Annotated in this window: 10 protein-coding genes; 7 read left to right on the top strand and 3 right to left on the bottom strand. The window is 75.5% G+C overall.

The features are described 5' to 3' along the window. The 3 genes from ACFU6K_RS17360 to ACFU6K_RS17370 all read left to right on the top strand — a co-directional run. Positions 1-795 (top strand): zinc metalloprotease (locus ACFU6K_RS17360; RefSeq protein ID WP_380663882.1); only part of this gene is annotated, 795 nt, incomplete at its 5' end. A gap of 238 nt (positions 796-1033) precedes the next feature. Beyond that, on the top strand, positions 1034-1495 hold the full coding sequence (locus ACFU6K_RS17365; protein ID WP_049659205.1) for a universal stress protein: 462 nt from the start codon (positions 1034-1036) through the stop codon (positions 1493-1495). 52 nt (positions 1496-1547) lie between these two features. Then, the gene (locus ACFU6K_RS17370) at positions 1548-2396 is read left to right on the top strand and encodes a DNA-formamidopyrimidine glycosylase family protein (RefSeq protein ID WP_380663885.1); all 849 of its coding nucleotides are present in this window, start codon (positions 1548-1550) and stop codon (positions 2394-2396) included. Here the strand turns inward: ACFU6K_RS17370 and ACFU6K_RS17375 are convergent. The 3 genes from ACFU6K_RS17375 to ACFU6K_RS17385 form a co-directional block, all read right to left on the bottom strand. Next, positions 2344-2979: a uridine kinase gene (locus ACFU6K_RS17375; RefSeq protein ID WP_380663886.1), complete on the bottom strand. Its 636-nt coding sequence runs from the start codon at positions 2977-2979 to the stop codon at positions 2344-2346. The genes ACFU6K_RS17370 and ACFU6K_RS17375 overlap by 53 nt on opposite strands. Positions 2980-3029: 50 nt before the next feature. Beyond that, entirely contained in the window at positions 3030-4367 is a 1338-nt protein-coding gene (locus ACFU6K_RS17380; RefSeq protein WP_380663888.1) for a PQQ-binding-like beta-propeller repeat protein, read from the bottom strand. 103 nt (positions 4368-4470) lie between these two features. Beyond that, positions 4471-4797, bottom strand: coding sequence for a DUF4326 domain-containing protein (locus ACFU6K_RS17385; RefSeq protein WP_380663889.1), 327 nt, complete (start codon positions 4795-4797; stop codon positions 4471-4473). Positions 4798-4891: 94 nt separating this feature from the next. On the opposite strand from ACFU6K_RS17385, the gene ACFU6K_RS17390 reads away from it, so the two are divergent. The 4 genes from ACFU6K_RS17390 to ACFU6K_RS17405 form a co-directional block, all read left to right on the top strand. Beyond that, positions 4892-7423 (top strand): SpoIIE family protein phosphatase, encoded by a 2532-nt coding sequence (locus ACFU6K_RS17390; RefSeq protein ID WP_380663891.1) that lies wholly within the window; start codon positions 4892-4894, stop codon positions 7421-7423. A 125-nt stretch (positions 7424-7548) separates the two neighbouring features. Further along, entirely contained in the window at positions 7549-9258 is a 1710-nt protein-coding gene (locus ACFU6K_RS17395) for a sensor histidine kinase (protein WP_380663892.1), read from the top strand. Between the two features lie 149 nt (positions 9259-9407). After that, positions 9408-10076 (top strand): response regulator, encoded by a 669-nt coding sequence (locus tag ACFU6K_RS17400; protein WP_380663894.1) that lies wholly within the window; start codon positions 9408-9410, stop codon positions 10074-10076. Positions 10077-10701: 625 nt separating this feature from the next. Further along, positions 10702-11030: transglycosylase family protein (locus tag ACFU6K_RS17405; protein ID WP_380663895.1), on the top strand; the 329-nt coding region annotated here is incomplete at its 3' end.

Consider the following 11030-nt stretch of genomic DNA (forward strand, 5'->3'; position numbering starts at 1 on the left):
GCCGGCAGCCGGCCGGACCGGGACCCGAACGCGGTCAGCCCCCGGCAGGCCCGGGCGATGCAGGCGGACCTCGCCCAGCGCCTGGCCGAACTGGGCGTCGGCCGGGTCCGGTCCGGCGCCCCGACCACGATCCCGGTCTACTTCCACGTGATCCACGACGGCGACGAGGGGCGGCTGGACCAGGCCGCCGTCGCGGGCCAGATCGACCACCTCAACGAGAGCTACGGCGGCCAGGGCGAGGGCAACGTCCCGAGCCCGTTCCACTTCGAACTGGTCGGCACCGACTGGAGCGACAACGCCTCCTGGTTCACCGGCATGACCCCGGGCTCCTCGGCCGAGCAGGCGATGAAGACCGCCCTGCGCAAGGGCGACCAGGGCACCCTCAACCTCTACACCGCCCGGCTCGGCGACTCCCTGCTCGGCTGGTCGACCTTCCCGAACGCCTACCGGACGCACCCGACCGACGACGGCGTGGTGGTGCTCGACGCCTCCCTGCCGGGCGGCTCCGCCGTCCACTACGACGAGGGCGACACCGCGACCCACGAGATCGGCCACTGGCTCGGCCTCTTCCACACCTTCCAGAACGGCTGCCGGGCCCCGGGCGACTACGTGGAGGACACCCCGGCCGAACGCACCGGCGCCTCCGGCTGCCCCGAGGGCCGGGACACCTGCCCCGGCCCGGGGCTCGATCCGATCCACAACTTCATGGACTACAGCTACGACTCCTGCATGACCCGGTTCACCCCGGGACAGGTCCAACGGATGGCCAACATCTGGGCGGCCTACCGGAGTTGACCCCAGGCGGTGGGTCGGCAGCGGACCGGCAGCGCACCGCGAGGCAGAGCGGCATCCGGTCGCCGGTGCGGCGGCGGGGCTCGTTCGGCATCCGGGATGCTCGCAGGCGTGGCAGGCCGGGCGCACTGGAATTGAATGCGACGGGGCGCTTCCGGCGTGGCAGATACCGACCGTTTGTCCGATTTGATCTATGTTCGGAGGGTCGGGACCGATCAGGAGCAACCGAAGGAGCAAGGGCATGAGTGCCAATCCCCGGATCGTCGTCGGCGTGGACGGCTCGCCCGCCTCGGAGCAGGCGCTGCGCTGGGCGATCGACTACGCGCGGGCCGTCGGCGGGACGGTCCACGCGATCGCCGCCTGGGAGTACCCGGCCTTCTACGGCTGGGCCGGGGCGGGCGTGCCGACCGTCGAGGCCTTCAACCCCGAGGAGCTCGCCGGGAAGACCCTCAGCGAGACCGTCGCCAAGGTGGCCGGCGACGACGCCGGCGTGCGGATCACCGAGAGCGTGATGCCCGGCAACGCCGCCCAGGCGCTGCTGGAGGCCGCCAAGGGCGCCGCGCTGCTCGTCGTCGGCAGCCGCGGCCTGGGCGGCTTCTCCGGCGTGCTGCTCGGTTCGGTCAGCCGCCACCTCACCGAGCACGCGCCCTGCCCGGTGGTCGTGGTGCGCGAGGCCCACGGCGCCGCCGAGCAGTCGGAGTAGCGCGGCCGGGGGCGGTGCCCCGCCGGGCCGCCGCGCGGACCAGAATGGAGGCATGCCAGAAGGTGACTCCGTCTACCGCGTGGCGGCCCACTTGCACGAGGCCCTCGCCGGACAGCCGCTGACCAGCGCCGACCTGCGGGTGCCCGCGCACGCCACCGCCGACCTCACCGGCCGCCGGGTGCTGGAGGTCGCCCCGCGCGGCAAGCACCTGCTCGCCCGCTTCGAAGGCGGCCTCACTCTGCACACCCACTTGAGGATGGACGGCCGCTGGGTGGTCTACCGGCCCGGCGAGCGGTGGACCGGCGGCCCGGAGTGGCAGATCCGCGCCGTGCTCGGCACCGACCGGGGCACCGCCGTCGGCTACCGGCTGCCCGTCGTGGAACTGCTGCGCACCGCCGACGAACGGCGGATCGTCGGCCATCTCGGCCCCGACCTGCTCGGCTCCGACTGGGACCCGGTCGAGGCCGTCCGCCGGCTCCTCGCCCACCCGGGCCGCCCGGTCGTCGAGGCCCTGCTCGACCAGCGCAACCTCGCCGGGATCGGCAACGTCTACGCGAACGAACTGTGTTTCGTCGCGGGCGTGACGCCGTGGACCGAGGTCGGCGAACTCCCGCACCCCGACCGGCTGGTGGAGCGAGCCCGGCAGATGCTGGAGGCCAACAAGCTGCGCCCCGGCCACATCACCACCGGCGACACCCGGCCCGGCTACCAGCACTGGGTCTACGGCCGGGCCGGACGGCCCTGCCCGCGCTGCGTCACCCCCGTCGCCACCGGGCGCCAGGGCTCGCCGCCGCGCGACCGGACGGTGTTCTGGTGCCCGTACTGCCAGCGGGGCCCGGCCCCGGAGGTCACGGCCGCTCGACCAGCGCGGGGTGGCGCGGGTCGTCCACCCGGACAGTGACGTCGGCCGTCGCGGCGGGCCCGGTCTCCGCCTCGTAGCGGGCGAAGGCGGGCAGCGTCCACTGCTGGTCGGCCGGGGTACGGCGGGCCAGCGCGGCCGGGCCGAGCGCCAGGTGGACGGTCAGCTCCAGCGGCAGCCAGCGGCCGAGCAGCAGCGCGCCGTCCAGCAACAGCACGCCGCCGGGCGGGAGTTCGGTGTACGGGGCGCGGGTCGACCGGTCGGTGGCCGGGTCGCGCAGGGAGGGCAGGACGCGGCCGCTGCCGCCCGGCTCCAGCGGGTCGAGCACCTCGCGCGCCAGGGCGCCGTCGTCCAGCCAGAGGTCGTGGAAGGCGTCCGCGTCCTGGTGGCCGTACTCCAGCCGGATCGAGGCCGGGCGCAGGAAGCCGGCGGCCGAGACCCGCAGCGTCGGGTGGCCGCGCAGCCGCAGCGGCTCCACCAGCGCGTCGGCGAGCGCCCCGGGGCGGGCGGCCGGCGCGCCGTCCACGGCCACCCGCAGGCGCCGGGCGCGGGCGTCGGGCAGGGCGGCGACGCGGTCGGCGAGCAGCTCGGCCAGGTTGTCGGGGGAGATCGGGCGTACCTGCATCGGGCCGTCCTGCCGTGTCGTGGGGGCGCTCAGTTCAGTCGTGGGGGCGCTCAGTTCAGGGGGAGGGCGTGCAGGACGTCGTCGTGGCCCGCGTACAGCCGGGTGCCGTCGAACTGGTGGGCCGCGTCGGTGGCGAGGGTCCAGACGTCCTTCCCCGGACCGGAGTCGTGGAAGGTCCACCCCAGCTCGCCGGTCGCGGGGTGGATCGCGCTGACCCCGCCGGCCGCCGTACCCGGGACGAACAGCGTGTCCTTGGCGACCAGCGGGCGGCTGCGGCGGTCCAGCGGGAACGGCAGCCGGCAGGACCAGAGCTCCGCGCCGGAGGACACGTCGAGGCAGCTGACGACGCCCTGGTCCCACGGGACGTACACCCGGCCGCCGTGTTCGAGGGGCGGCAGCGCCCGCCAGGACTCGCCCCGGTGGGGTGCGTAAGTCCAGCCCGGCTCGCCGGTGGGACGCAGCCTGCGCACGCCGCCGTTGCCGTCGGGGACGAGGAAGCCCCCCGAGCCGGCGACGCACCAGCGCAGGTCCTCCTCGCCGGGGGCGGTCCACAGCTCGCGGCCGGTGGCGGCGTCCCGGGCGACCACCTCGGCGCGGCCGCCGAGGAAGCGGAGGCAGGCGAGGAGGCCGCCTCCGGTGTGGGTGGCGGGCGTGACGGGCTGCTCCGTCTGCCCGGTGCGGACGGACCAGAGCAGGGAGCGGTCGGTGACCCGCAGCGCGAAGAGGCGGTTCTCCGACGGGGTGCCGTCGGCCCGCGGGCGGCCCCAGGCGTAGCCGTAGAGGACGCCGGGGGCCTGGCGGTCGTAGCCGGCGAGGCGGACCTGGCCCTGGAGCTCGTCGGGCAGCGGCAGGCTCCAGTCGCCGGCCGGGTCGGTGAAGTGGCGGGCGTCGAGGTGGCCCTCGTAGATCGTGAAGAGGTGGTCGGGCCCGACCACCACCTTGCCGAGCACGTCGCCGTCGATGGGCCAGCTGCGGGAGGGCGGCGGATCGAAGACCAGCAGCCGGGCGGCGGTGCCCTTCTCGTGGTCGAGGACCTGCAGACCGTTCCTGGAGAGGTAGACGGGGCGGCCCGGCGGATCGGTGAGGCGCTCCGGGGTCATCGCCTCCGGGCCGCGGTACGTCCAGAGCGGCGTCGGCCCGGACAGCGCGGTCGGAACCGGCCTGGTCGGCCCGGGCGAGGGGAAGGCCCCGCCGACACCCGAACGGCCGAACGCCCAGGCGGCCCCGCCCGCCGCGAGCACCCCGGCCCCGAGCAGCAGCCGGCGCCGGCTCGGCCGCGCGCGCTCCCCGCCGCCCGCGATCACGTCCTCGGGGGCCCCGCCGCCGTCCGTCCCCTCGTCCCACTGCCACGCCGTCCCGCTCGCGGGACCCCCGGACGACGACTGCATACGGCTCTCGCTTCCCCACCGGCGGCCCCACGCCGCCACCCGCCCGGAGAATATCGAACAGGCAGCTATGCATACGAAATGGTGGAAGAGGTGGGGAAGAGGATCACGCAGGCGGGTGGTCGGCGAGGTCGGCGAGGACGTCGGCGTGGCAGGGGAGCGGGGCGCACCAGCAGCCGAGGCGGTGGCCGCGCAGGGGTGGGACGAGGGCGAGCAGGTCGGGGTGGGCGAGCAGGTGGGCGCGGTACTTGGTGACCATCTCCTCGCGGGTGAGGTCCGGGCCGGGGTGGTAGGGGCAGTGCAGCGGGGACTCGGCGAGGTGCCAGCCGCCGCGGTGCATGGCGCGGCCGACGTAGACGACGTCCCGGTACCCGGGGTCGTCGCGGTGGCCCTTGAGGTTGACCACGGTGGTGCGGCGGGGTTCGCTCGGCATGCCGTCCATGCTGGTGCACGGCGGGCCCCGGGGCAGCTCGGGGCCGGTGCGGGCTCGCCTTGACACCGGTGCGGGCCGGGCGTAGCAAAAGAGCATGCGCCATCCGCACGCGACCGGCGGGGCCCCTGGGGCGCGGCCCGGCCCGGACCGGCCGCAGGAGCCCGGGGCCGGCGCGGAGACCGGCCGGGCGGCCCCGCCGTCCGTCCGGGAGACGGCCCGGCGGGCGGACCACCGGCGGGACGAGCTGCTGGCCCGGGCCGTGCGCCGGGTGCTGGAGTCGACCGGGGCGTACGGCTCGATGGTGTACCTGCGCTCGCGGGACGGACGCTCGCTGGTGCTGCGCACCATCGCGGGCGTGCCGCTGTCGGTGATGGGCCCGTTCCGGCGGGTGGCCGCCGAGGGGCCGCTGCCGGCCGCGGTCGCCTTCCGCACCGGGCGCGCCGTCGTCCTCACCGACGCCGAGGACACCATGCGGCGCTTCCCGCAGCTCGCGGTCGGCCTGCCGTACGACTTCGCCTCCGCCTGCGAGCCGGTGGGCCGAGGCGGGGAGCGGTTCGGGGTGCTGACCGCGCTGTGGCCGGCCTCGGACGAGGGGCCGGCGGCGCCGGCCGCCCGGCAGCTGGCCGAGGCGGCCGCCCAACTGGCCGACGGCCTGGCCGGGTTGGCGGAGTCCGGGCAGTCGGTGGAGCCGGGCTGCGAGGCGGCCGTGGTGGAGCTGCCGCCGCCGTCGGTGCCGACCACCCGGGTCGGGATGTTCGACTGGGACGTGGCCACCGGGGCGCTCGCCGCCGACACCCAGTTCCTGGAGATCTTCGGCTTCGGACCGGGCGAGTTCGACGGCACGGTGGCCGCCCTGGGCCGTCGCGTCGCCCCCGGCGACCTGCCCGGCTTCCGGGCCGCCGCCCGGATCGCGCTGGAGCGCGGCGAGGTACTGGCCGCCCGGGTCCGGGTGCTCGGCCCGGACGGCCTGCCGTACCCGGTGGAGCTGTGGGCCCGGGTGCCCCGGGCGATCTCCGACGGCCGGACCCACCTGGTCGGCGCGGTGCTGGACCTCCGGAGCCTGAGCGCCGCCGCGGCCGCCGTCGACCGGCTGCCCGAGGGCGTGTTCGCGCTCGACCAGGACGGCCGGATCGGCTACGCCAACCGCGCCGTCGAGCCGCTGCTCCGGGCCCGCCGCGAGGAGCTGGTCCACCGCCCCCCGTGGGACGCGCTGCCCTGGCTCGCCGACCCCTTCTACGAGAACCGCTACCGCGCCGCCCAGCTCTCCCAGCGGCCCACCGCCTTCCTGGCCGCCCGCCCGCCGGACGGCTGGCTCGCCTTCTCGCTCTACCCGGACCCGCACGGCGTCACCGCCCGGGTGGTCGCGGCCGAGGCGCCGCCCGGCGCCGCCGAGCCGGCCGCCGTCCCGCCGCCGCCCGCCGCCCGCACCGGGATGGGCGGCACCCACCACCTGCTCCAGCTGGCCAGCGCGCTCACCGAGGCGGTCACCGTCCGGGACGTCTGCCGGGCGGTGGCCGGGGAGCTCCTGCCGGCCTTCGGCGGCCAGGAGCTCGCCATCTACGCGGTGCGCGACCAGCGCCTGCACCTGCTCTCGCAGACCGGCTACCCGGACGGCTTCCTGGACGCCTTCGAGGGCATCCCGATGGACACCCGGGTGCCCGGCGCGGAGACGCTCAGCACCGGCACCCCGGTCTTCTTCGAGTCGGTGCGCGAACTCGCCGCCACCTACCCCGGCCTGGCCCTGGACGAGATGGGCGCCTGGGCCTTCCTGCCGCTGATCGCCTCCGGCCGGGCGGTCGGCACCTGCATCGTCGGCTTCGACCTGCCGCGCCCCTTCACCGTGGAGGAGCGCGGCCTGCTCACCGCGCTCGGCGGCTTCATCGCCCAGGCCCTGGAGCGCGCCCGGCTGTACGACGCCGAGTTCGCCCTGGCCCGCGGCCTGCAGCAGGCGCTGCTGCCGCACCGGCTGCCCGAGGTGCCCGGCATCCGGATCACCGCCCGCTACCTGCCCGGCACCCAGGGCATGGAGATCGGCGGCGACTGGTACGACGCGATCGTCACCGGCGGGGACGTCACCCTGGTGATCGGCGACGTCGAGGGCCACAGCGTCGGCGCGGCCGCCACGATGGGGCAGCTGCGCAGCGCCGTGCGCGCCTTCGCCACCGGCGGCGACCCGCCCGACGAGGTGCTCGCCCGCACCAACCGGCTGCTGCTCGACCTCGACCCCGGGCTGCTCGCCAGCTGCTGCCTGGTCCGGCTCACCCCGGCCGTCGGGCTCGGCCGGATCGCCCGGGCCGGGCACCTCCCGCCGGTGCTGCGCCACCCCGGCGGACGGGCCGAGGCGCTGTACGTCCCGGGCGGGCCGCTGCTCGGGGTGGACGAGCGGGCCGACTACCCGGTCAGCGACCTGCGGCTGGGCAGCGGAGCGGTGCTCGCCCTCTACACCGACGGGCTGGTGGAGGACCCGGCGGTGGCGATCGACCAGGGCGTGGACCGGCTGCGGGCCGCGCTGGCCCGGGCGGCGGCGGGGGAGGGCCTGGAGCAGGCGGCCGAGCGGCTGCTGCGCGAGGTCGGCTCCGCCCGCCGGGTGGACGACGTGGCGCTGCTGCTCACGGCCTTCGGCTGAGCGGCCGCGCCGTTCGGACAGGGCGGGCAGGCCACCGGGACGGGGCCGACCAGGCGACTTTCGTCGGCGGGGGCGGCGACGAAGGAGGACGGCGGGTGCCCCGGCCCAACCGATAGCCTCGACGTGTGGAAGCGATCGCGCGGGCCTGGAACACGGCGGTACGGACGGCGCTGCCGGGGCCCTGGCGGCCCCGGCGGGTCGTGGGCGAGGCACTGCTCGCCCTGGTGATGGGCGGCTTCGCCGCGCTGCTGGAGCTGCTCTCCAACACCGGCCAGGCGGTGCTCGTCGGCGTCGGGGTCGCGGTGGCGTGGGTGCTGCGCAAGGGACTGCCGGCCACCGTGCTGGTCGTCGTCGCGGCCGCCGCCGGCTGGGCGGTCGGCCCGATCCCGATGCTGGTCTGCGCGGGCTGGACGGCCGGGGCGCGGATCCGCCGGGTCTGGTCGCTGGTCGGCACCTTCGTGGTGGGCTGGGCGCTGTTCACCATGACGGGCGTGCTGAAGGAGGGCGCCTCGTTCTCGCCGAAGCTGCTGCTGCCGCTGTCGTTCGGGGCCTTCCTGGTGGTGGCCGTGCTGCCCGCGCTCTACGGCCGCTACCGGGCGCAGCGCCGCGCCCTGCTGGACGCGCTGCGCGAGCGCAACGAGCAGCTGCTGCGCGAGCGGGTCATGGTGGTGCACCAGGCGCGGCTGCGCGAGCGGCACCGGATCGCCCAGGACATGCACGACAGCCTGGGCCACCAGCTGGCACTGATCTCGGTGCACTCGGGCGCGCTGGAGGTGGACCGGACGCTCACCGACCGGCAGCGCGAGGCGGTCGGGGTGCTGCGGCAGGCGGCGGTCGCGGCGATGCGCGAGCTGCGCGAGGTGGTCGGGGTGCTGCACGACGAGTCGACGGCGGTGCCGGCCACCGCCTCGGCGGCCGCGGGGGTGCCCACCGCCGGGCCGGCCGCCACCGGGACGGGTGCCGGGGCGCCGGCCCGGGGCGGGGTGGACGGGATCGAGGGGCTGGTGGAGTCCTCCCGGGCGGCCGGGGCCGGGATCGACCTCACCGTGGAGGGGGAGCGGCGTCCGCTGGCGGCCGCCGTCGACCACGCGGCGTACCGGATCGTGCAGGAGGCGCTCACCAACGCGCACAAGCACGCCCCCGGCGCGCCGATCGGCGTCGCGCTGCGGTACGAGCCGGACGCGCTGGTGGTGGAGGTCACCAACGCCCGCGCACCGGAGCTCGTGGGGGCACGCGTCGGCGCGGGCGCGGCGGTCAGCGGCGGTCAGGGGCTGACCGGCCTGCGGGAGCGCGCCCGGTTGGTCGGCGGCATGGTGCACGCCGGGCCCACGCCGGAGCAGGGCTTCCGGCTGGCGGCCGTGCTCCCCTACGAAGGGGCGGAGCAGGACGCGGCGGCCGCGGGGGCGGACGGGGGCGAGGACTGGATGCTGGACGGCCTGCCGCCCGCCGAGGAGCCGGAGCGCAAGCGGCGCAGTCCGGCGATGGGCTGCGCCGTCGGGGTGGTCGCGGTCGCGGTGACCGTGCTCGGTCTGGCGGTCTGGGGCGTGGTCGCCTTCGTCAAGGGCACCAACGACGCGACCGTGCAGCAGCCGATGTACGACCAGATCAGGGTGGGCACCGCCGAGGCCGAGGTGCTGCAGACGCTGCCGCGCGGCAACGACTTCATCACCGACACGTATAAGGGGACAGGACCCGAGATCCCGGAGGGCGCGCACTGCCGCTGGTTCGCCCTGAACGGTGCGCCCGGCGCCGGCTGGAACGAGGAGCACGTGGCGCGATTCTGCTTCCGGGACGGGGCACTGGTGGAGAAACAGGAGTACGTGATCAGCGGTTGAGTGCCCCCGTGCGCGGGCGGATGCCCCGGCCGGGCGGGCCGGGCCGGTTTCGGATCACGGTGGTCCGGAACGGGGTGGTTCGGAACGGTCCTGCCGGGATGTGAGGATGGTGCCGCAGCCCACAGCACCGTTCGAGGGGAATGACCAGCGTGATCCGAGTCCTCGTCGCCGACGACGAGCCGCTGATCCGGGCCGGAATCAGGATGATCCTCGGTTCCGCCGAGGACATCGAGGTGGTCGCGGAGGCCGCCGACGGGCGGGAGGCGCTGGAGCTCGCGCGGGCGCACCGGGTGGACGTGGTGCTGCTGGACATCCAGATGCCGGTGATGGACGGGCTGACGGCGCTCGGGGAACTGGCGAAGGTCGCCCCCGGCGCGCGGGCGCTGATCCTCACCACCTTCGGGGAGCGCGAGAACGTCCTGCGCGCCGTGACCGAGGGCGGTGCCGGCTTCCTGCTCAAGGACACCGCGCCGAACGAGCTGATCCAGGCCGTCCGGGCGGCGGCGGGCGGGAACGCCTTCCTCTCCCCGGCCGCGACCCGGCACATCGTCGACTCGCTGGCCTCCGGGCGCAGCGCCTCGCTGGCCGCCCGCGCCGTCGCGGCGCGGCGCCGGCTGGAGGTGCTCACCCCGCGCGAGCTGGAGGTGTTGGCCCTGCTCGGAGAGGGTCTGTCGAACGCCGACGCGGGGGCGCGGATCCACATGAGCGAGGCGACGGTGAAGACCTACGTCAGCCGGATCCTGGCCAAGCTGGGCTGCGATAACCGGGTCCAGGCGGCGCTGTTGGCGCGGGATGCGGAGCTCGACGGCCGTCGCTGACGGTGTTCGCGTGATCGCTATACGTGTCGAGCGTGACGGATGCCACTCGATGGCGGCGCGGAACCGGGAACTCCGGGTGCGGTGGTGACGGTGCGTCAGCTGACGGTTCCTCCGCGTGGATGGTGTGACGGCTTTCTCGCGCGGACAGGTGTGAGTGAGGGCACGGAATTTGACCGTTTGATCTTGGAAACCTGGTCAAAAATGGTCAAATCGGGCATGATTTTTTGACCCGTACCGCCGGTAACAGTCAACTGACCTGCGACGTCGAAGAATTGCTTGCTGCGTCCGGGTGATGCCCCCTAGCTTCATTGGCGGCGCAACGAGCGCCACCCGGGTTCACCCCGACGCACTGCCCGCCGACTGACCCGCGGCGTGAGGGCGGTGCCCGCCGACGAGGCCGGCTCGAACAGGCCGTCGGCGTGCGGAGGTGACCGGGGCGGCACGGCACGTCCGACACGTGTCCGGCCGCCCGTCGAGTGAGGTGAGCGAAAGACTGCCGGCCCATGTCCCGGGCCTGGTTCCGCATGCCCACCCGGGACTTGTCGAGAGGAACTGTATGAATCCCCGTCACGAGACCGCCGCTGCCACCGACACCACCGCCACCACCAAGCGCCACCGCGTGCGGATGGCGGTCCTCGCGGGCGCCGCCGTCGCGGCCCTGCCGGTGGCCGGCCTCGTCACGGCCACCTCGGCCTCCGCCGCTACCGCCTCGACCTGGGACGCCGTCGCCCAGTGCGAGAGCGGCGGGAACTGGAGCACCAGCACCGGCAACGGCTTCCACGGAGGACTGCAGTTCAGCCCGTCCACCTGGGCCGCGTACGGCGGGACCGCGTACGCCTCCCAGGCGCACAAGGCGACCAAGGAGCAGCAGATCGCCGTCGCGGAGAAGGTCCTCGCCTCGCAGGGTGCGGGCGCCTGGCCCGTCTGCTCGCAGAAGGCGGGCCTGAGCAAGGG

The sequence above is a fragment of the Kitasatospora sp. NPDC057512 genome (genome assembly GCF_042802135.1).
Taxonomy (GTDB): domain Bacteria; phylum Actinomycetota; class Actinomycetes; order Streptomycetales; family Streptomycetaceae; genus Kitasatospora.

Excerpts from the sequence above, each read along its gene's own strand:
- ACFU6K_RS17380 (WP_380663888.1), bottom strand. The coding sequence starts at position 4,367 with ATGCAGTCGTCGTCCGGGGGTCCCGCGAGCGGGACGGCGTGGCAGTGG.
- ACFU6K_RS17385 (WP_380663889.1), bottom strand. The coding sequence starts at position 4,797 with ATGCCGAGCGAACCCCGCCGCACCACCGTGGTCAACCTCAAGGGCCAC.
- ACFU6K_RS17390 (WP_380663891.1), top strand. The coding sequence starts at position 4,892 with ATGCGCCATCCGCACGCGACCGGCGGGGCCCCTGGGGCGCGGCCCGGC.
- ACFU6K_RS17370 (WP_380663885.1), top strand. The coding sequence starts at position 1,548 with ATGCCAGAAGGTGACTCCGTCTACCGCGTGGCGGCCCACTTGCACGAG.
- ACFU6K_RS17375 (WP_380663886.1), bottom strand. The coding sequence starts at position 2,979 with ATGCAGGTACGCCCGATCTCCCCCGACAACCTGGCCGAGCTGCTCGCC.
- ACFU6K_RS17365 (WP_049659205.1), top strand. The coding sequence starts at position 1,034 with ATGAGTGCCAATCCCCGGATCGTCGTCGGCGTGGACGGCTCGCCCGCC.